We start from the raw sequence: 20548 nt of genomic DNA on the forward strand, positions 1-20548 counted from the left end.
CCCCAAACCCCTCGACCCGTCCGACTAGAAGCCGACCCGCAAAAAGGTCGGCTTTTTCTTTGGGCGTTCCTGGCCGTTCAGGGCGGCAGCGCCAGGCCGTTGCCCAGAAGCTCCGCGAGATCCCGCGCCGGACGAGCCGCCTCGCGGCCGAGCCGGATGGCGAAGCCGGCCATTGGCAGCGGCGGCAGGTCGAGATCAGGGGACGCTTCCACGATACCGGAATGGGCAAGACGCCGGGTGCGCGGCGTCAGCGCGACGCCGGCATTGACCGCGCTGCGCAGGCCGGCAAGGCTGGAGCTGCCGGCAGCGATGCGGTAGCGGCGGCCGGCGGCGTCGAGTGCATTGAGCGCAGCCTCCCTGAAGCCGCAATAGGGATCGAGCAGCGCCAGCGGCACCACGTCTTGCCGCGTCGCCAGCCCTTTGTCCGAGCAGAGCCACAGCATCGGCTCGCTGATCAGGAACGCTTCATCCGGGGATGGCGCATGGCGCATGGTGATCGCAAGGTCGAGCTGGCCAGCCTGCAAGGCTGACCCGAGTTCCAGGGAGCGGCCGACGCGCAGCTCGATCCTAACGCGCGGATGGCTGGCGGCGAAGGCGCGCAACAGCTCCGGCAGGCCATGATCGGCAAAGTCCTGCGTGGTTCCGATGGCGATGCGACCGCCGACGCGCGCGCCTTTCAGCGCCAACCAGGCCTCAGTGTGGACGGCAAGGATGCGCCTGGCATGGCCGACAAGGTCCTCGCCGGCAGGCGTCAGGCCGCGGCCCCGGCCCTGGGGCGCGAGCAGCGGCTCGCCGACGATCTCCTCCAGCCGCTGCATCTGCGCCGTGACGGCGGATGGGGAGCGGCCGACAGCGGACGCCGCCCTGGCCAGGGAGCCGCCATCGACGAAGGCGAGGAAAGTTTTGAGCAGGTCGGGATCGAGAGTTTCCATACTTCGGTGATATCGAAGTAATTATCAAAGACAATTCGATTTTTTTGATGCATGGCTAGTGGCATGGTCCCTTCATCGGCGGCGCGAAGCCGTCAGAAGCGAAGGAGAGAAAAATGCCGATCATCAATGTCAGCGTCACCGGCGAGCCCGACGCAAAGCGTTCCGCCGCGATCGCGAAGGAGATCACCGAGATTACGGCCACGCATCTGCGCAAGGACCCGACCATCACCGCGGTTGCGGTCAGCTACGTCGATCCGCAGCACTGGTTCGCCGGCGGCAAGTCGCTGGCCGAGCATGGCACGAGCACCTTCTGGCTCGACATCAAGGTGGTGGACGGCACCAACACCAAGCTCGAGCTCGAAGCCTATCTCAAGGCGATTTTCGACGCCTTCGGCCGCCTGCTCGGCGGCGTCCATGAGGAAAGCTACGCGCTGGTGCATGAGGTTCCGGCGGCGGCCTACGGCTTTGGCGGCAAGAGCCAGGAGTTCCGCTTCATCAGCGGGAGACTGAAGGTGGCGTAGCGGCACGCCTTTCCCCGCTCCCCTGTGCGAGACGGTGGGTCGGCGCGCAGCGTCGAGACGGATGAGGGGGTTCTGGAAGAAGCACGGCCTCGAAGAATCGATTGCTTTCAGGCACTTACATATCCAGCGAAGTGATCCGTCCAACACCCTCATCCGTCCGGGCTTCGCTCGGCCCCCTTCTCCCGCAAGGGGAGAAGGGAGCGCCCTACCAGCCCCACATTGACCTTGCCCCCACTTCCGCTACCTTCTGCCACCAAAGCGGCCGCGCAAAGAGCCGCACCGTGGAGGACGTTGGGAGAGAGCGGCATGATCCTGACATTGGCGCTGCTTGCCGGTCTTGTCTTTGCCTGGCTGCTGATTGGCGTGATCGAAAGGTTCCGGCTCGACCTGCGCTTTACCCAGGCGTTGCTCTACGTGCCGTTCAAGCTCGCCTACCGCATTGTCGACGATCGCATCCGCATTGCTCGCAATGCCCGCACGCCGGTGATCTATGTCGTTTCGCACCAATCGCGCATCGAGCCGGCGCTGATGCTGTCGCTCTTGCCGGACGACACGCTGCACATTCTGGACGAGGCCTCGGCCCGCTCGCCCTGGCTGGAGCCGTGGCGCGAGCTTGCCCGGACCATCGCCTTCAATGCCGAACATCTCTTCGTGAGCCGGCGGCTGGTGCGCGTTTTGAAGGGCAAGGGCCGGCTTGCGGTCTATCTGCCCGACGACGTCGAGCCGGACGTCAAGTCGTTCCGCCTGTTCCGCGCCATCACCCGCATCGCCATGCAGGCCGACGCCCGCATCGTGCCGATCTTCGTCGCCGGTGCGCGCGACCTGCCGATGTCGCTGACGCCGGCCGACAAGGCGCCGCGTCACTGGTTCCCGCGCCTGTCGCTCAGCGTGCTGGAACCGATGACCGTCGCCGAGCTGGTGGCGCGCAACCCCGACATGGCGTCGAACACCAACGCCCTGTTCGACCGGTTTGCCGAGGCGCGGCTCTACGGCAGCAATCTCGACCGCGGCCTGTTCCTGGCCATGCGCGACGCGGCGGATCGCGTCGGTGCCTCGCATCCGATCATCGAGGACGTGATTTCGGGCGCGCTCAACTATCGCAAGATGTTCATCGGCGCGCGCGTGCTCGGCCGCCGCTTCGAGGCGGTGACGGCGCCCGGCGAAGCGGTCGGCCTGCTCCTGCCCAATGCCAATGGCATTGTGCTCTCCTTTGTCGGGCTTATCTCGGCGGCCCGCATCGCGGCGATGATCAACTACACCGCCGGCCCGGCGAGCGTCACCGCCGCGATCCGCACGGCGGTCATTCGCACAGTGGTCTCTTCTCGCGCGTTCATCGAGAAGGCCGCCATCGACGACATCGTCACCGCCGTCGAGGCGGGCGGCGCCAAGATGCTGTGGCTGGAGGATGTGCGCGAGAGCGTGACCTTGCTCGACAAGGTCGCGGCGGCGCTTTTCTGGCGTTTTCCGCTGCAGCGGCAGCAGGCGTCGAAACCAGCGGTGATCCTGTTCACCTCGGGCTCGGAAGGAACGCCGAAGGCGGTGGTGCTGTCGCACCGCAACCTTCTCGCCAACGCCATGCAGGCCGAGGCGCGCATCACGATCTCGCCGGCCGATATCCTGCTCAACGTGCTGCCCGTCTTCCATTCCTTCGGGCTGACCGGCGGCACTATCCTGCCGCTGGTAACCGGCGTGAAACTGTTCCTCTATCCCTCGCCGCTGCACTACAAGATCATTCCGGAGATCGCGCGCAAGGTGAAGCCTACCGTCATGTTCGGCACCGACACTTTCCTCGCCAACTATGCCCGCACTGCCAAGGACGGCGATTTCTCCAGCCTGCGTTTCGTTGTTGCCGGCGCTGAAGCGGTAAAGCCCGAGACAAGGCGCACCTACCGCGACCGTTTCCAGGCATCGATCATCGAAGGTTTTGGGCTGACCGAGGCGGCGCCAGTGGTGGCGGTGAACACCGCCATCCACAATCGCGACGGCACGGTCGGCCGGCTGCTGCCGGCGATCCGCATGAAGCTTGAGCCGGTCGAGGGCATCAGCGAGGGCGGCCGGCTATGGCTCGACGGGCCGAACATGATGATGGGCTACATGACCGCCGACCGCCCCGGCGAGTTGCAGCCGCTCGAGGGCTGGCACGACACCGGCGACATCGTCTCGGTCGACCGCGACGGCTTCATCACCATCCGCGGGCGGGCAAAACGCTTTGCCAAGATCGCCGGCGAGATGGTGTCGCTGGGCGCGGTCGAGATGCTGGTGCAGTCGCTGTGGCCGGAACAGCGCCACGCCGCGGTGGCGGTGCCCGATAAAAGGCGCGGCGAGCGCATCGTTCTGGTCACCACGGCCGACGACGCCAATGCCGAAGAGCTGCGCCAGTTCGGCAAGAAGGCGGGCGCCGCCGAGTTGATGGTGCCCAATGACATCATCAAGGTGGAAGAGATCCCGGTGCTGGGTTCCGGCAAGACGGATTACGTGTCGGCGCGGAAGCTGGCGATCGACCGGCTTGGGCTGAGCGCGGCGGCTTAGGCCGTATCGCAAGCGCTGGCGGGACAGCGCCCCCCTCTGTCCTGCCGGACATCTCCCCCACACGGGGGGAGATCAGATGCCGTCTCGGCTTTCGCCAATCAGCATCGTTGCAGGATGCGCGGCTTGAACGAAAGCTGCCAATTTCTCCCCACGTGGGGAGATGTTCGCCAGGACAGAGGGGGGCGCGAAGGAACTCGGCGGCTCGAAGTCGCGCCTCTCGAGCGGGTTCAGCCGATATCGGAAGGCGGCACCTTCTCGCCTTCGCGCATGGCCCGCTTCGAATAGGCCCGCACCGAGAACGGCAGGAAGACGAGGTAGCCGGCGACCGATGCCGTCAGCGTGTACCAGGGATAGGCCATCAACAGCAGGATGTAGAGCACGACGCCGAGGATGACCGGAAGCACTCTGTCTCCCGGCACCTTGACGCTCTTGCCCGAATAGACCGGCAGGCGACTGACCAAGAGGAAGGCGACGAGCACGGTGAAGCCAGAGGCAACGAAGGCCGCCCCCCGGGTCGGTTCCAGGCCGAGCCGCAGGAAGTAGAGATAGCAAGGCAGCATGACCAGCACCGCGCCCGCCGGCGCCGGGACGCCGACGAAATACTCGGTCTGCCAGGCCGGCTGGTCGGTGTCGTCGGCCAGCACATTGAAGCGGGCGAGCCGCATGCCGCAGGCAATGGTGAACAGGAGCGCCGCGATCCAGCCCGGCGAGCCGGCGCGGTCGAGCAGGAAGGCATAGAGCACCAGCGCGGGCGCGACGCCGAAATTGACGATATCGGCCAGCGAATCCATCTGCGCGCCGAATTTCGAGGTCGCCTTCAGCATGCGCGCCAAGCGGCCGTCGATGCCGTCGAGGAAGGCGGCGAGCAGCACCATGACGACGGCCGGCTCGAAACGGTCCTCGAAGGCGAAGCGGATGCCGGACAGGCCGGCGCAGATCGCAAGAACGGTAACCAGATTGGGCAGCACCATGCGCATCGGTATTTCGCGGATGCGAGGGCCGCCGCTGGCGTGTGCCTCGAACTTCTTGAAAGGCGCGCCCACCGCTCAGGAAATCCTGACCAGCGGGGCGACGGCGGTGCCGCCGAACTCGGCAAGCACCGTCTCGCCGCCCACCGCCGTCTGGCCGACGGCGACGCGCGGCACGGCGTTCGACGGCAGGAAGACGTCAACGCGGGAGCCGAAGCGGATCAGGCCAAAACGCTCGCCGATGCCGATCGAGCCGCCCTGCTCGGCCCAGCAGACGATGCGGCGCGCCACAAGGCCGGCGATCTGCACGGCGGCAACGGTGCCGTTGGGACTGTCGATGACCAGCCCGTTGCGCTCGTTCTCCGAGCTTGCCTTGTCGAGCTCGGCATTGAGGAATTTGCCGGGACGATGCTCGATGCGCGTGATCCTGCCGCGCACCGGAGCGCGGTTGATGTGGCAGGAAAAGACATTCATGAACACCGAGATACGGGTCATTTCGCCCGTGCCCAGGCCAAGCTCGCGCGGCGGCACGGCAGGCCCGACCGCCGAAACCACGCCGTCGGCCGGGCTGACTACCAGCCGGTCGTCGACCGGCGTGACGCGCTCTGGGTCACGGTAAAAATAGATGCACCAGCCGGTGAGGATCAGCCCGAGCCAGAACAGGATCGAGGAGAAATAGCCGAGGAACAGCGTGGCCGCGCCGAAGGCGGCGATGAAGGGATAGCCCTCGCGATGGATCGGAACGAACGTATTCTTGATCGTATCGAGAAGCGTCATAGGGCTTGGGGCGGTCCCTGTTTCAGGTCCGGCCTCAATAGCCGAAAGCCCCCCTCCCCGCAACGCAACAATGGGAGAGGATGGACGTGTCACCGGAGGTGAACACCGCGAAAAGCGAACAGATACCTACCTGGCGGCAGCGGAGCGATCAAAGTGATTTTGGAGTTCGGACATGGTAGCCTCGGCGACCCTTTCGTCATCGTTGCCCCGCAAGAGCAGACCGCCATTCGGCGAAGACAAGAAAAGGAAGGCCCGGTTGGACGCCAACACCACCCAATTGACGACCTGCCCTTCCGCCGTTTGCACCACCGAGTTCGCTGAAACAACTGCATCCACAGGGTCGAAACCGGCCTTGCGCAGCAGCAGGTCGACTGCGGCCGGAGCATGGAATTGCTCGGCCAATTCGATAACCGTGTCGATCTCCGATCCTTCAGCATGACCAAGCTGGACGCCGATCCGTGGTGCGTTCGCTCCCAACGGGTTCTCGCCCGGGCGTACGATTGGTGGATCTTCGGGTGCGATATGTTCATATACGGCAACGCTTGCCTTTGTTTCGGCACAGAGCCGGAGTTCTTTCGCACTGGTTCGAAGCTGGAAAACCAACTGCTTTTCGCCTTCGATATCCAGCATCCTCGCCATGCCGAACGCCAGTTTGATCTCCGATGGAGATATCTTCGCGCAGGCGAGGCCGGCGCCGACTTCGCGCCGACTCAACATCTGGCTGACCAGGTTGCCAACCGACTCATGAAGAAGCCTAGTTTCGCGCTGGGGGTTGGCCATAACGAGTTGATTCATCGCTTCGTCGTAATCGTCATCATCGACAATCTGCAGATCGGGCCAAGAAGCGATCCAACGCGCAAGCAAATGCTCCATCGGCACGGCGTCATCCGCTTCGTAGAACGCATCGTCGAGCGTATCCAGGAAATCGTCGCGGCCACCCTCGAAGCCCGTTTGTCTCGCCGCTTCGTCGGGATGTTTGGCAACCCAAGCCGACATCTTTTCCAAGGTTGCCAGCTGTCCTTTTGCCCCACACGCGCTGAGTCCGGCTCTGGCATTGGCAATCGTGGTGTCGATTTCGCTGCCTGCATTATGGATGAATTGACTATGGCCGCCGTTCTTTACCTCCGAGGAATACCAATCCGCGTCAAAGACCTGCATCGCCTTGGGGTTGATCTCCGGGTAGCGATAGAGCCCTTTGGAAATCATCGTCACGGCGAATTGCATAATGGCGACGACGAGTTGAAAAGGCTGTTCACCAGCCCCTTCAATCTTCGAACGAGGCACCATAATCAAGGGTATCAATAGGCCGCCTCCTTTTTGTTCGGAAGCCAGCAATTTCTTTGTGGAAGCTGCTTTGGATTTGCGTGAGAAGAACCCGAACATCGAACGCTTTTCCGTCATCCAAAGTAAAATGCGCAACTATTGCTGCCGAAACAATATCAGCAGCCGTTGGAGATAAAAGCCCCCGCCCGATTGATTGATAGGATGAGCGACGCCCGTATCGGCCGGGCGCCGCTGCGGAAGGATACACCTCATAACTCCGGCACGCGCTGGTAGTTGGCGATATCAGTTGACCCCGAGGCGGGCGATCGTTGCCTGAGGGCTGAAGGCGATGCGCTCGTGCGCGGCCTTGACGATCGGCACGACGTTGTCGACCGCGGCCTGACTTTCCCATTCGACCATGGTGACGATGTTGAATTCGCCGGGGCCGGAGAACTGCTCGAGCAGGAAGTCCTGGACGAAGCCGTCCTGCTGGCGCAGCAATTCGTGCGTCATCCTTACCTTGCCGAGGATCTCGTCGCGCGCTTCCGCCGGCACGACGAATTTGTCGACCCGGAACACGCTGCCAGCGCGTTGATCTTGAGTGCTCATTTCGATCGGTCTCCGTTCTTGGAAGGCTTGCTTCGCAGGGTTCGGAGACGGTTTGCAAGCTCAAGCTAGGTTGAGGTCAAGGGGATTTTGCGCCGACTTCTCCTTCTCCCCTTGTGGGAGAAGGTGTCGCCGAAGGCGACGGATGAGGGGTGCTCCAGCGAGGTGAGACGCTGACATTCCCTGGAACACCCCTCATCCGTCTCGGCGCTGCGCGCCGATCCACCTTCTCCCACAAGGGGAGAAGGAAGAGGCGCTAGCTCACCTCCGACGTCCTTCTCCGTACGATCACACCGAACTCGTCGCTTTCACGCGCAATGCGCAGGCGCTCCTCGGCTTCGGTGGCCTCGCGCTGGCGGTCCCACATCGAGGCGTAGAGGCCCTGCTGGCGCAAGAGCGCGGCGTGGGTGCCGCGCTCGGCGATCTGCCCGTCCTTCAGCACGATGATCTCGTCGGCCGAGATCACCGTCGACAGCCGGTGGGCAATCACAAGGGTGGTGCGGCCCTTGCTGACGAGGTCCAGCGCCGCCTGGATCTCCTGCTCGGTCTGGGTGTCCAGCGCCGAGGTCGCCTCGTCCAGCATCAGGATCGGCGGGGCCTTCAGGATCGTGCGGGCGATCGCGACCCGCTGCTTCTCGCCGCCCGACAGTTTCAGGCCGCGCTCGCCGACCATCGAGCGGTAGCCGTCGGGGAGCTTTTCGATGAACGGCCCGATTTGGGCGAGCTCGGCGGCCTTGCGCACCTCCTCCTCGCTGGCGCCGATGCGGCCGTAGCGGATGTTGTAGGCGATGGTGTCGTTGAAGAGCACCGTGTCCTGCGGCACCATGCCGAGCACCGCGCGCAGGCTCTCCTGGGTGACGTCGCGGATGTCCTGGCCGTCGATCAGCACCTGGCCGCGCTGCACGTCATAGAAGCGGAACAGAAGCCTGGAGATGGTCGACTTGCCTGCGCCGGAGGGGCCGACGATGGCGACCGTCTTGCCGGCTGGCACCTCGAAGGAGACGCCCTTCAGGATCTTGCGGTTTGAATCATAGGAGAAGTGCACGTCGCGGAACTCGACCTTGCCGGCACTCACCTTCAACGGCTTGGCGTCCGGCTTGTCGACGATCTCCTGGGGCACGTCGAGAAGGTCGAACATGTGCTCGATATCGGTCAAGCCCTGGCGGATTTCGCGATAGATGAAGCCGATGAAGTTGAGCGGCACCGACAGCTGCATCAGCATGGCGTTGATGAAGACGAAATCGCCGACCGACTGCGTTCCGGCCTGCACCTCGAGCGCCGACATGCACATGACGATGACGGTGCCGAGGCCGAAGATGAGACCCTGGCCGAAGTTAAGCCAGCCGAGCGAGGTCCAGGTCTTGGTGGCCGCGGTTTCATAACGCGCCATCGAGCGGTCGAAGCGCTCGGCTTCCATGCGCTCATTGGTGAAATATTTGACCGTCTCGAAATTCAAGAGCGAGTCGATCGCCTTGGTATTGGCGTCGGTGTCGCTTTCGTTCATGTCGCGGCGGATCGAGATGCGCCAGTCGCTGACCTTGACCGTGAACCAGACATAGATCCACACGGTGACCGCGACCACGGCGACGTATTTCCAGCCATAGGTGTAGGCGAAAATGCCGGCCGTCAGCGCGAATTCGAGAATGGTCGGCGCCGTGTTCAGCATGACGAAGCGCACGATCGTCTCGATGCCCTTGGTGCCGCGCTCGATGATGCGCGACAGACCGCCGGTGCGGCGCTCAAGATGGAAGCGCAGCGACAGCTGGTGCATGTGGACGAAGGTGCGGAAGGCAAGCTGGCGCACCGCATATTGGCCGACGCGGGCAAACAGCGCGTCGCGCAGCTGGTTGAAGCCCAGCTGGACCAGCCTCAGCACATTATAGGCGATGACCAGCATCACCGGCGCGAGCATGAAGGCGGGCAGCGGCGGCGGCGTCTTTGAGGCGTGGGCGAGCGCATCGGTTGCCCATTTGAAGAAATAGGGACCGGCGACCAGGGTGACCTTGGCGACGACGAGAAGCAGCGTCGCCCAGGTAACGCGGGCTCTCAAGTCGGCGCGGTCGGCCGGCCACATATAGGGCCACAGATTGCGCAGTGTGGTGAGGGTGCCGGTTTCGGCGGAGACGGTCTTGTCGGCCATTTTGTTCTTAGCTTTCTTTCATGCTTTTGCCGCAGCAGGAATCGACCAGGGCCGCGAGCGACGCCGAGACTTCGGCGAGCGTAGCGCGGTCCACCGCGTAGCGTGAACGCTGGCGATCCGCCTCGAAGCGGACGAGCCCTGCTTCGACCAGGATCTTCAGATGCTGCGAAACGGTCGACTGGGCGAGATCGAGATGATCGACCACCTCGCGGCAGGAGCAGCAGCTACTGGCCGAGAGATGCTTCAGGATCTCAATGCGTGCCGGATGCGACAGCGCCGCGAACCGCGTGGCGATGCCGCGGCTGTCGAGGGCTCGGCTATTGAGGGCGCGGTTGACGGATAGGGATTCGGTCATCGTTCATCGCCGATAAACGATGGAGGATGAGAGGGCAAGCTAGGCGGATGAGTAGCACGGTAGGAAGTGTCGAACGCCGGCGGGGCAGCGCCCCTCTGTCCTGCCGGGCATCCCCACGAGGGGGATTGCGCACTTACTCCGTCTTTGGCGCCGTCATCTGGTCACCCATGGCCTTCATGTCGGCCGGCTCGCCTTCCTTCGACTTGCCGGGGACCTTGAAGACCTGACCGGGCCAGATGCGGTCGGGATTGCGGATCTGATCCTGGTTGGCGAGATAGATGGTCGAGTAGCGCACGCCATGGCCATAGACGCGCCGCGAGATGCGCCAGAGCGTATCGTTGCGGCGGATGATGACGGCTCCATCGACGTGTTCGAGCTTCGGCGCCATGGTTTCAGGCACGTCGGCCGCAGGATTCGCTTCGGCGACCTCGGCCGACGTGTCGGCGGTCGCGGCGGGCTTGCCCGCTTCGTCGGTAGCGGTGGCCGGCGCCGTCGTCTCGGCGGGATTGGCCGCCCCGGACTTCGCCTCCGCGGGCTGGGACCCCGCACCCTGGGCGAGCTTGCTGTCGGCGGGCTTGGTCTGGTTGGGCGCGACGGCGGCAATCGACTCGCCGGGCTCGCGTTCGAACGGGACAGCGGCGCGGGCGACGACCTTGACGCCGTCGTCGGCCAGGCCGTCGACATGAATGGTGTGGTTGCCGACCGGAATGTCGCGCGCCGCCTCGATCAGGAAATGGCCGTCAGGCGAAGTTTTCGCCTCGCCAAGCAGTACATCGTCGGCATAGGCGCGCACCTTGCGGCCGGGATCGGCCCTGCCCGCGACGAAGATCTTGCCGCCGTCGATCTCAACCGCCTCGACGGCGATCTTCGGTTCGTCTGCGGCGGCGTTCTGGGTCGCCGGAGCGGAAGCCTGATCCGTAGCTGCCGGTGCCGTTGCAGCCGGCGCCGCCGCCGAGGCAGACGCCGCCGGCGCGGTTGCGGCCGGGACCTGCGCGTCCGGGGCGGCTGCCTGACCGGTGGCGGCAGGTGCCGCCGGCTTGGCCGCGGGCTGCGGAATGGTCAGCAATTCGGACGGCTTGCCCGGCTCCTCGACCATCGCCAGCACCTGGCCGGTCGGGCTCTGCGGCACCGAGACGACGGCGGTCTGCGCCGAGGCGACGGCGACGCCGCCAGCGGTCGAGCGCAGCGTGATCGTGTAGTCGCCGGGCTTCAGCGGATCGTCGAGCACGATGGCGAAGGCACCATCGGGACCGGCATCGATCGAGCCGAGCACCGTGCCGCCGTTCAGGACCTCGACCTTGGCATTGGGCGCCGCGCTGCCGGCGACGACGATCGAGCCATTGCCTTCGACGCGCACGACATCGAAGGTTGGCAGCGTGGGTCCTGCGGCGGCCGGCGCCTGAGTGGCCGGGGCGGATTCCGCCGGGGCCGTCGCGTTGTTGGCAGGCGCCGTTGAATTGTTGGCGGGCGCCATCTTGTTGGCCGGCGCCATCGTGTTGTTGGCCGGCGCCATTGTATTGGCCGGGGCTTGCGCCTGCGGTACGCGCGCCTCGGTGGAGGTGCTTGAGGATTCGGCCGGCTTCGTGCCTGCCTGCGGCAGCGACGCGACCTGCGGCGGATTCTGCTTGTTGATGTATGGGTCGAGCGCGCCCGACCCGTAGGCGACCGCCGCGACGACGGCAACGCCGCCCGCCGCGAACAATAACGCCTTGGAAGAATTGATAGCCATAATCTTTTCTGCCCCTTAGCCACCTAACGCCGGTCTAGCGTGTTTTCACCAAGCTCACAAGAAAAAGCCCGTCCTTGGGCTTGACCGCGCCAACCGTCCCTATCACCAATCATGACATGAACACGATTCGATCCGTCTGCGTCTATTGCGGTTCGTCTCCGGGCCGCGACGAGGCCTATGTCAAGGCCGGCCACCTGCTCGGCCGCTCGCTGGCGAAGTCCGGCCTGCGCCTGATCTATGGCGGCGGCACCAAGGGAATCATGGGCGCCGTCGCAGACGGGGCACTCAAGGCCGGCGGCAAGGTGACCGGCATCATCCCGCGCTTCCTGATCAACAAGGAGGCGACCGAGACCGCTCTCGACAAGCTCGACGAGCTGGTGATCACCGACAACATGCACGAGCGCAAGCACAGGATGTTCGAGAAATCCGACGCCTTCGTGGCGCTGCCGGGCGGCATCGGCACGGTCGAGGAGATCGTCGAGATCATGACCTGGGCGCAACTCGGCCATCACCGCAAGCCGATCGTGTTCGCCAACATCAAGGCCTTCTGGGACCCGATGCTGGCGCTCATCGAGCACATGTCGGGCGAAGGCTTCATCCACACCGCACATAGGGTGAAGCCGCTGGTGGTCAACGACCCCGAGGCAATCGTCGCCGCCATCATGGTGGCGGGCTCGTCGGTCGACGCGCCGACGGAAGGTGTGCAGGCGGTGATCGACAAAATGTAAGGTGAATGGTGAATAGTGCGGATCGCGCGAGCCGAAATCTGTCCACCGCCAGATAGTAACTATTCGCTATTCACCATTCACCGTTCACCGTCCTCCTCAAATCCTCAATCACCGCCCTCCGGTCATTGCGCCGCCAGGCGAGATGGATTTCAACGCTGCGCTTGAACCATGGCAGGTCGCGAAAGACGATGCCGGCCGGCGCAGCGCTTTGCAGGCTTTCCTGTACCGTCGCCAGGCCCAGCCCGGCGCTGACCAGGCCGAGCGAGGTCAAGGGATCGGCCGTCTCGTAGGCGATGTCGGGCACGAAACCGGCCTCCATGCAGGCCGCCAGGAACTGCGCGCGGTTGGTGTCATCGGGTTGGCGCACGACGGTGATCCAGACGCGGGCGTCAAGATGGCGGGGCCTGATGTCGCTCGCATCGACAAGCGGATCGCCTTCGGGGATCGCCAGCACCAGCGGTTCGCGCCGCACCAGCATGCTCTCGATATCCGGATCGCCTTGCGGCGCCGGCGCGTAGATGAATCCGAGGTCGAGCACGCGCTGGCGCAGATCCTCGAACTGCGCGGCCGTGCGGCGGCTTCTCAGTTGCAGATGAAAATCCGGCCGCTCGCGGCGGAATTCCCTGAGCATCGCGGCGATCAGCCCGGCATGCACCGCCCCCTCGACGTAGCCGATGGCGAGGCTGCCGGTCGCGCCGCTTGCAAGCTTGCGGCCGAGCTCCTCCAGCCGCGCGGCATTGACGAGCAGAGCGCGCGCCTCGGCAAGGAAAGCCCTGCCCTCGGCGTTGAGATGGACGCGCTGCTTCGATCGCTCGAAAAGCGTGACGCCGAGTTGCTCCTCGAGGTGCATGATCTGCCGGCTCAAGGGGGACTGCGAGATATGCAACTGCTCGGCGGCGCGGCCGACATTGCCGGCCTCGGCGACGGCAACGAAATAGCGGATCTGCCGCAGGTCAAGCATTCTGCGTCTCTATGATTTAAGTCCTTCAAGGTCTGATCTTTAGCCTAATCAGTCTTGGACAGTCTGACCAGCCGGCGCGATATCTTCCGCATCAACCGGCCACAAAGGAGACCGCCATGCAGTTCTTTGCCCTTCTCACCCGCAACACCGAAAAGTTCAGCGATAGCGATTTCGCGCCGCTGCTTCCGGGCGAAGCCGAGCAGCGGCGCACGCTCTATGCGCAAGGCGCCGTGCGCCAGGTCTGGAACCGCGGTGACATCCCCGGCAGCGGCATGATGTTCGAGGCTGCCGACGACAAGGAGGTGCGCGGCCATCTCGCCACCCTGCCGCTGGTCGAGGCCGGAATGATGGACATCGCGGCGATCGTGCCGCTCAATCCCTATCCCGGCTTCGGCCCGAAGCGTTGAGACCGGGATGAAGAGAGGTGCTGCCGCTCACCCGGCAGCACCTATGAGCGACCAAGGAAGCGACGCAAAAGGCCCGCCCGCGACGCCCCTGTATAGCGCTTGGGCAATTGCCGGGTGAGCAGGAACTGGTCGCGCCCTTCGAGGGCGCATCCGATGATGAAGCATCTTGCCAGTTCACCAAGCGATGGCCCAGATCTCACGATCAACCGCCTCGGGTGGCGTTGAGGGAGATGAAGGCGCGCCGGGCCGAACTGTTTCGCTTCGCGCGGTCGAACAACTCAAGGTCGCGGTGCCCGATCACTCCGCCGGCGCCACTCGCAGCGTCGGTCTGCGGGCGCTGAGCCGGTCGAGATAGAGATAGACGACCGGGGTGGTGTAGAGTGTGAGAAGCTGCGAGACGATGAGGCCGCCGACGATCGCGATGCCGAGCGGCTGGCGCAGCTCCGCCCCAGTGCCGGTCTCGAGCGCCAACGGCAAGGCGCCGAGCAAAGCCGCAAAGGTCGTCATCATGATCGGTCGGAAGCGCTGGAGGCTCGCCTTGTGGATGGCTTCTCGCGGCGCAAGCCCTTCCTGGCGCTCGGCCTGCAAGGCCATGTCGATCATCATGATGGCGTTCTTCTTGACGATGCCGATCAACAGGATGATGCCGATCAGCGAGATCACGTCGAATTCCATGCCGGTGACGATGAGCGCGAGCAGCGCGCCGATGCCGGCCGAGGGCAGCGTCGACAGGATGGTGATCGGGTGCACGTAGCTTTCGTAGAGCACGCCGAGCACGACATAGATCGTGGCGAGCGCGGCAGCGATCAGCAGGAGCTCGTTGAGCAGGTTGGAGCGGAAGGCGAGTGCGGTGCCGGCAAGCGAGCCGTGGATCGACACCGGCATCTTCAGCTCCGCCATGGCGCGGTCGATTGCCGCCGAGGCGTCGCCGAGCGTGGCGCCATCGGCAAGGTTGAACGAGATCGTCGTGGCGACGAAGTGGCCCTGGTGGTTGACCGAAAGCGGCGTGGTCGCCGGACCGTAGGTGCTGAAGGCGGCGAGCGGCACCATGGTCTCGGCCGAGGTGCTGACGGCGGCGCCGCTCGAGGCGCTGCCGTGGCCGGTGACGGCGATCGCATTGGTCGCCTGATTCTGCAGCGAGCCCGACAGGCTGCCGGCCAGCGCGTTGGTCTTCTGCGTGCCGCTCGCCGCCGCGCCCGAGGTGCTGACATAGATGCCGTTGAGCGCGCTCGGATCCTGCAGATAGCGCGGCGCGACTTCCATCACCACGTGATATTGGTTGCGGGCGTTGAAGATGGTCGACACCTGGCGCTGGCCGAAGGCGTCGTAAAGCGTGTTGTCGATGCTCGCCGGCGTCAGGCCGAGCCGGGCCGCGCTCTCGCGGTCGACGGTGATGTTGGTTTCGAGCCCGGCCTCGTCGCGGTCCGAATTGACGTCGGTTAGCTCCGGCGCCTGTTTCAGCAATTCGACGAGTTTCGGCGCCCATTCGTCGAGGTCCGCGGTCGTATCGGCCTGCAGCGTGTATTGATAGGTGGCGAGGCTTTGGCGGCCGCCGACCCTGATCTCCTGGCGCGGGTTGAGGAAGAGCTGCGCGCCGGGCAATTGCCTGAGCTGCGCGCGCAGTCGCCCCAACACCGCTTGCAGCGGCGCTCGATCGCCCTTCGGCTTCAGGTTGACGTAGACGAAGCCGGAATTGGTCTGGCGGCCGCCGATGTAGCCGACGACGTTCGCCACCGCCGGATCGCTCTTCAGGATCGTCTCCAGCCTCTCGAATTTCTGCCGCATCAGTTGGAAGGAAATGGCCTGGTCGGCGCGCAGGCCGCCGATCAGCTCGCCGGTGTCCTGCTGCGGGAAGAAGCCCTTCGGCACGATCGTATAGAGGTAGACGTTGAGCGCGACGGCCGCGATCAGGAGGATGAGCATCACTTCGGCATTGTCGAGCGACCAGGCGAGCGAGCGGCCGTAGCCGGCGCGGACGCGCTCGAAGACGCTTTCGCCGAAGCGGGCGAGGATGGAACGGCGCTCCGACCGGACTGCACCCGCGCGCAAAAAATGCGCGCACATCATCGGCGTCACCGTCAGTGACAGCACCAGCGAAATGGCGATGGCCAGCGACAAGGTCATGGCGAATTCCTGGAACAGGCGGCCGAGTATGCCGCCCATCAACAGAATCGGCAGGAACACGGCGACGAGAGAAGCGCTCATCGACAGAACGGTGAAGCCGACCTCCTGAGCGCCGACCAGCGCCGCCCGGCCGCGCGGCATGCCGTCCTCGATGTGGCGCATGATGTTTTCCAGCACCACGATGGCGTCATCGACGACGAAGCCGGTGGCGATGGTGAGCGCCATCAAGGACAGATTGTCGAGCGTGTAGCCGAGCAGGTACATCGCCCCGAAGGTGCCGAGGATCGAGACGACCAGCGCCACGCTCGGGATCAGCGCCGCGCGCCAGTCGCGCAAAAAGCAGAACACCACGAACACGACCAGCAGCACCGCCAGCACCAGCGTCAGCTCGGTGTCGCGCAGCGAGCCGCGGATGGTGAGGCTGCTGTCGGACGCGATGCTGAGGCGTGCATCCGCCGGCACCGAAGCCTGCAGCGTCGGGATCAGCGCGCGCACGCGGTCCACCGTGTCGATGATGTTGGCGTTGGGCTCGCGATAGAGCACCAAAAGCACGGCCGGCACGCCATTGGCGAGGCCGAGATTGCGCACGTCCTCGACCGAGTCCTCGACATCTGCGATGTCGGCGAGGCGCACCGCCGCACTGTTGCGCCAGGCGATCACCAGGTCGCGATAGTCGGCGGCATGGCTCGCCTGGTCGTTGGTGTAGAGCTGATAGCGGAGCGCGCCGTCCTCCTCGAAGCCCTTCGGACTGCGGGCATTGGCCGAGGCAAGTGCGGCGCGCACATCCTCCAGGCCGATGCCGTAATGGAACAGCGCGCCTGGATTGAGCTCCACCCGGACGGCGGGCAGCGACGAGCCGCCGAGATCGACATTGCCGACGCCCTCGACCTGGGAGAGGCGCTGCTGGAGCACGGTCGCGGCGGCATCGTAGAGCTGACCGGGTGTGAGTGTGCGCGAGGTCAGCGCCAGGATCATCACCGGCGCGTCGGCGGGATTGTATTTGCGGTAGGTCGGGTTGCTGCGCAGATCGGACGGGAGGTCGGCGCGCGCGGCGTTGATCGCGGCTTGAACATCGCGCGCGGCGCCGTTGATGTCGCGATCGAGGTCGAATTGCAGCACCACGTTGGTCGAGCCGGTGCCGGAGCGCGACGTCATCTCGGAAACGCCGGCGATCTGGCCGAGATGGCGTTCGAGCGGCGCCGCGACATCGGTCGACATCGTGTCGGGGCTGGCGCCTGGCATCGAAGCCTGCACCGAGATGGTCGGGAAATCCACCTTGGGCAGCGGCGCGACGGGAAGATTGACGTATGCGATCAGGCCCGCCGCCGCCAATCCGATGGCCAGCAGCGTCGTGGCGACCGGCCTGGCGATGAAGGGCGCGGAGAGATTCACGGCATGAGCCCGCCGGCCGGCGCTCTCGCTTCACGCGCCCCCGACCGCGTCACTCTATCGAAGGCAAGGTAGATCACCGGCGTGGTGAAGAGCGTCAGCACCTGGCTGACGATCAGCCCGCCAACGATGGTGATGCCGAGCGGCTGGTGCAATTCCGAGCCGGCAAGGCCGCCGAGCAGGAGCGGAAGCGCCCCGAACAGCGCGGCCATCGTCGTCATCAGGATCGGCCGCAACCGCAGCAAGCAGGCTTCGTAAATCGCCTCGCGCGGGTCCAGCCCCTGCAGGCGCTCGGCCTGCAGGGCGAAGTCGATCATCATGATGGCGTTCTTCTTGACGATGCCGACCAAGAGCACGATGCCGATGATGCCGATCACGTCGAGATCGTGGCCGGCGAGCATCAGCGCCACCAGCGCTCCCACGGTTGCCGAGGGCAGCGTCGAGAGGATCGTCAGCGGGTGGATGAAGCTCTCATAAAGCACGCCAAGCACGACATAGACGGTGGCGACTGCCGCGAGCACCAGCAGCAGCTCGTTGGAGAGCGAGCTTTGCAAGGCAAGCGCGGCGCCCTGGAAGCCGGTGACCAGGCCGGCGGGCGGCTGCATGTCATGTTCCGCCTTGCTGATCGCCGCGGTGGCGTCGCCGAGCGACACGCCCGGGGCGAGGTTGAAGGAGATGGTCGCGGCCGGGAACTGGGCAAGGTGGTTCACCAGCAGCGGCGCCTGCCGGACACTGATATTGGCGATCGCCGATAGCGGCACCTGGCCGGAACCGGAGGACGGCAGGTAGATCGAGCCCAGCGAAGCCGGCGTCTGTCCCACCGAGGGGTCGGCTTCAATGATGACGCGGTATTCGTTCGACTGGGTGAAGATGGTCGAGATGATGCGCTGGCCGAAGGCATCGTAGAGCGCGTTGTCGACGGTCGCTGGCGTAATCCCGAAGCGTGCCGCCGTCGCTCGGTCGATGGTGATGTCGACCGCAAGCCCGCTCTGCTGGCTGTCGCTGGCCACGTCGGCGAGTTCGGGAAGTGCCACCAGCCTATCGGTGAGCTTTGATGTCCACGTCGCCAGCTCGGCCGGATCCGAATCCTGCAGAACGTATTGGTACTGCGACGCGCTGGAGGTGGAGTCCACGCTCAGGTCCTGCACCGGCTGCATGTGCAGCACGATGCCGGTCACGACGTCGGTCTCCCGAGCCAGCCGCCGGATGATCGCGCTGGCATCGGCCGCGCGCTCGTCGCGCGGCTTGAGATTGATCAGCATGTGGCCACTGTTGGCGGTCATGTTCTGGCCGTCGACGCCGATGAAGGACGACAGGCTCGCGACATCCGGGTCCTTCAGGATGACATCGGCGAGCGCCTGCTGGTGCGCTGCCATGTCGGCGTAGGAGGCCGAGCCCGCGGCCTCGGTGACCGCCGAAATCGCGCCGGTGTCCTGAACCGGGAAGAAGCCTTTCGGGATGACAACATAGAGATAGACGGTGAGCGCAAGCGTGGCTGCGGCGACCAGCAGCGTCAGCGCCTGACGGTCGAGCACCCACCGCAAGGCGGCGGCATAGCCATTCGCGACAGCGTCGAAGCCGGCCTCGGCGCCGCGCGCCAGCGCGCCCTGCCTGCGTTCGGACGGCGGCTTGAGGAGCCTGGCGCACATCATCGGCACCAGCGTCAGCGAGACGATGGCCGAAATGACGATGGCGATCGCAAGCGTGATGGCGAATTCGTGGAACAGGCGGCCGACGACGTCGCCCATGAACAGAAGCGGGATCAGCACCGCGATCAGCGAGACGGTGAGCGAGATGATGGTGAAGCCGATCTGGGCCGAGCCTTCGAGCGCGGCGGTGACCGGATCGTCGCCATGCTCGATGAAACGCGAGATGTTTTCGATCATGACGATGGCGTCGTCGATGACGAAGCCGGAGGCGATGGTCAGCGCCATCAGCGACAGATTGTCGAGGCTGAAGCCCCACAGATACATGACCGCGAACGTGCCGATCAGCGACAGCGGCACCGACAGGCTCGGAATGATCGTCGCCGGAATGTTGCGCAGGAACAGGAAGGTGACGAGCACGACCAGAAGCGCCGCCGTCGCCAGCTCGAACTCGACGTCATGGACTGAGGCACGGATGGTGGTCGTGCGGTCGGTCAGCGGCTCGACGGTGACCGCCGCCGGCAAGCCGGCGCGAAGCTGTGGTAGCAGCGCCTTCACCGAGTCGACGACGCGGATGACGTTGGCGCCGGGCTGGCGCTGGATGTTGAGCAGGATCGCCGGCGAGCGGTTCTCCCAGGCGCCCAGCTTCGAGTTCTCCGGCCCCTCTATGATATCGGCGACCTCGCCCAGCTTGACCGGCGCGCCGTTGCGGTAAGCGACGACCATGTCGGCATAGGTCTTGGGGTCGCTGATCTGGTCGTTGGCGTTGATGGTGTAGGAACGCGCCGGTCCGTCGAAGCTGCCTTTCGGCGTGTTGACGTTGAGCGTGCCGATGGTGGTGCGCAGATCGTCGATGTTGAGCCCCATGGCGGCCACCGCCTTGAGCTTGACGCGGATGCGCACGGCCGGTCGCTCGCCGCCGGAGATGCTGACCAGCCCGACACCCGGAAGCTGCGAGATCTTTTGCGCCAGCCGCGTCTCGGCATAGTTCTCGACTTCGGTCAGCGGCAGCGTCTTCGAGGTGATCGCGAGCGTCAGGATCGGCGCGTCGGCCGGGTTCACCTTGGCGTAGATGGGCGGCGCCGGGAGGTCGGCGGGCAAGAGATTGCCGGCCGCGTTGATCGCCGCCTGCACTTCCTGTTCGGCAATGTCCAGGCTGAGGTCGAGGCTGAAGCGCAGCGTGATGACGGAGGCGCCGGCCGAACTCCCCGACGACATCTGCTCCAGCCCCGGCATCTGGCCGAACGGGCGCTCCAGCGGCGCCGTTACTGAAGTCGTCATCACCTCCGGGCTGGCGCCGGGATAGAAGGTCTGCACCTGGATCGTCGGGTAGTCGACCTCAGGCAAGGCCGAGAGCGGCAGGAAGAGATAGGCGATCATGCCGACCACCAGGATGGTGGCCATGATCAGCGTGGTGGCCACCGGCCGCAGGATGAACGGCCGCGACGGGTTCAGCCAGCCGGAGACGAGACC

The 20548-nt window shown here is 65.0% G+C and carries 14 protein-coding genes and 1 pseudogene; 4 read left to right on the forward strand and 11 right to left on the reverse strand.

What is annotated here, in order from left to right:
* Positions 1-77 precede the first annotated feature (77 nt).
* Positions 78-932 carry a LysR substrate-binding domain-containing protein gene (locus tag A9K71_RS15785; RefSeq protein ID WP_066997319.1) on the reverse strand — a complete coding sequence of 285 codons (855 nt, stop codon included), beginning with the start codon at positions 930-932 and terminating at the stop codon, positions 78-80.
* Positions 933-1045: 113 nt separating this feature from the next.
* On the opposite strand from A9K71_RS15785, the gene A9K71_RS15790 reads away from it, so the two are divergent.
* Both A9K71_RS15790 and A9K71_RS15795 read left to right on the forward strand, forming a co-directional pair.
* Positions 1046-1453: a 4-oxalocrotonate tautomerase family protein gene (locus A9K71_RS15790; RefSeq protein WP_066997323.1), complete on the forward strand. Its 408-nt coding sequence runs from the start codon at positions 1046-1048 to the stop codon at positions 1451-1453.
* A gap of 306 nt (positions 1454-1759) precedes the next feature.
* Positions 1760-3982, forward strand: a complete 2223-nt coding sequence (locus tag A9K71_RS15795; protein WP_066997326.1) for an AMP-binding protein — start codon at positions 1760-1762, stop codon at positions 3980-3982.
* Between the two features lie 227 nt (positions 3983-4209).
* Here A9K71_RS15795 and A9K71_RS15800 read toward each other — a convergent pair whose 3' ends face one another.
* The 7 genes and pseudogenes from A9K71_RS15800 to A9K71_RS15830 form a co-directional block, all read right to left on the reverse strand.
* Complete coding sequence (locus A9K71_RS15800) at positions 4210-4953, reverse strand: phosphatidylcholine/phosphatidylserine synthase (RefSeq protein ID WP_245299656.1); 744 nt, start codon at positions 4951-4953, stop codon at positions 4210-4212.
* 75 nt (positions 4954-5028) lie between these two features.
* Complete coding sequence (locus A9K71_RS15805; protein ID WP_280940557.1) at positions 5029-5766, reverse strand: phosphatidylserine decarboxylase; 738 nt, start codon at positions 5764-5766, stop codon at positions 5029-5031.
* Between the two features lie 87 nt (positions 5767-5853).
* Positions 5854-7110, reverse strand: coding sequence for a DUF4375 domain-containing protein (locus A9K71_RS15810; RefSeq protein WP_179295184.1), 1257 nt, complete (start codon positions 7108-7110; stop codon positions 5854-5856).
* A gap of 149 nt (positions 7111-7259) precedes the next feature.
* A pseudogene (locus A9K71_RS15815) lies at positions 7260-7599 on the reverse strand (antibiotic biosynthesis monooxygenase).
* 253 nt (positions 7600-7852) lie between these two features.
* Complete coding sequence (locus A9K71_RS15820; protein WP_066997338.1) at positions 7853-9736, reverse strand: ABC transporter ATP-binding protein/permease; 1884 nt, start codon at positions 9734-9736, stop codon at positions 7853-7855.
* Positions 9737-9743: 7 nt separating this feature from the next.
* Entirely contained in the window at positions 9744-10091 is a 348-nt protein-coding gene (locus A9K71_RS15825) for a metalloregulator ArsR/SmtB family transcription factor (protein ID WP_066997341.1), read from the reverse strand.
* Positions 10092-10224: 133 nt separating this feature from the next.
* Positions 10225-11820 (reverse strand): LysM peptidoglycan-binding domain-containing protein, encoded by a 1596-nt coding sequence (locus tag A9K71_RS15830; RefSeq protein ID WP_066997344.1) that lies wholly within the window; start codon positions 11818-11820, stop codon positions 10225-10227.
* A gap of 116 nt (positions 11821-11936) precedes the next feature.
* On the opposite strand from A9K71_RS15830, the gene A9K71_RS15835 reads away from it, so the two are divergent.
* On the forward strand, positions 11937-12548 hold the full coding sequence (locus A9K71_RS15835; protein WP_066997348.1) for a TIGR00730 family Rossman fold protein: 612 nt from the start codon (positions 11937-11939) through the stop codon (positions 12546-12548).
* Between the two features lie 70 nt (positions 12549-12618).
* Here the strand turns inward: A9K71_RS15835 and A9K71_RS15840 are convergent, their stop codons facing one another.
* Positions 12619-13509 carry a LysR substrate-binding domain-containing protein gene (locus A9K71_RS15840; protein WP_066997351.1) on the reverse strand — a complete coding sequence of 297 codons (891 nt, stop codon included), beginning with the start codon at positions 13507-13509 and terminating at the stop codon, positions 12619-12621.
* Positions 13510-13625: 116 nt separating this feature from the next.
* Here A9K71_RS15840 and A9K71_RS15845 point away from each other — a divergent pair, with 116 nt between their 5' ends.
* The gene (locus tag A9K71_RS15845; RefSeq protein WP_066997354.1) at positions 13626-13916 is read left to right on the forward strand and encodes a muconolactone Delta-isomerase family protein; all 291 of its coding nucleotides are present in this window, start codon (positions 13626-13628) and stop codon (positions 13914-13916) included.
* Between the two features lie 297 nt (positions 13917-14213).
* On the opposite strand, the gene A9K71_RS15850 is transcribed toward A9K71_RS15845, so the two are convergent.
* Positions 14214-17432 (reverse strand): efflux RND transporter permease subunit, encoded by a 3219-nt coding sequence (locus A9K71_RS15850; RefSeq protein WP_066997357.1) that lies wholly within the window; start codon positions 17430-17432, stop codon positions 14214-14216.
* Positions 17429-20530 carry a multidrug efflux RND transporter permease subunit gene (locus A9K71_RS15855; protein WP_066998122.1) on the reverse strand — a complete coding sequence of 1034 codons (3102 nt, stop codon included), beginning with the start codon at positions 20528-20530 and terminating at the stop codon, positions 17429-17431. The genes A9K71_RS15850 and A9K71_RS15855 overlap by 4 nt, the downstream gene beginning before the upstream one ends.
* Positions 20531-20548: the final 18 nt, after the last annotated feature.

It is taken from the genome of Mesorhizobium sp. WSM3873 (genome assembly GCF_001672445.1).
Classification (GTDB): domain Bacteria; phylum Pseudomonadota; class Alphaproteobacteria; order Rhizobiales; family Rhizobiaceae; genus Mesorhizobium.

Bases quoted from the DNA above. Each gene is read 5' to 3' on its own strand.
- A9K71_RS15840 (WP_066997351.1), bottom strand. From the start codon at position 13,509: ATGCTTGACCTGCGGCAGATCCGCTATTTCGTTGCCGTCGCCGAGGCC.
- A9K71_RS15825 (WP_066997341.1), bottom strand. From the start codon at position 10,091: ATGACCGAATCCCTATCCGTCAACCGCGCCCTCAATAGCCGAGCCCTC.
- A9K71_RS15785 (WP_066997319.1), bottom strand. From the start codon at position 932: ATGGAAACTCTCGATCCCGACCTGCTCAAAACTTTCCTCGCCTTCGTC.
- A9K71_RS15820 (WP_066997338.1), bottom strand. From the start codon at position 9,736: ATGGCCGACAAGACCGTCTCCGCCGAAACCGGCACCCTCACCACACTG.
- A9K71_RS15790 (WP_066997323.1), top strand. From the start codon at position 1,046: ATGCCGATCATCAATGTCAGCGTCACCGGCGAGCCCGACGCAAAGCGT.
- A9K71_RS15800 (WP_245299656.1), bottom strand. From the start codon at position 4,953: ATGGTGCTGCCCAATCTGGTTACCGTTCTTGCGATCTGCGCCGGCCTG.
- A9K71_RS15845 (WP_066997354.1), top strand. From the start codon at position 13,626: ATGCAGTTCTTTGCCCTTCTCACCCGCAACACCGAAAAGTTCAGCGAT.
- A9K71_RS15795 (WP_066997326.1), top strand. From the start codon at position 1,760: ATGATCCTGACATTGGCGCTGCTTGCCGGTCTTGTCTTTGCCTGGCTG.
- A9K71_RS15830 (WP_066997344.1), bottom strand. From the start codon at position 11,820: ATGGCTATCAATTCTTCCAAGGCGTTATTGTTCGCGGCGGGCGGCGTT.
- A9K71_RS15835 (WP_066997348.1), top strand. From the start codon at position 11,937: ATGAACACGATTCGATCCGTCTGCGTCTATTGCGGTTCGTCTCCGGGC.
- A9K71_RS15810 (WP_179295184.1), bottom strand. From the start codon at position 7,110: ATGTTCGGGTTCTTCTCACGCAAATCCAAAGCAGCTTCCACAAAGAAA.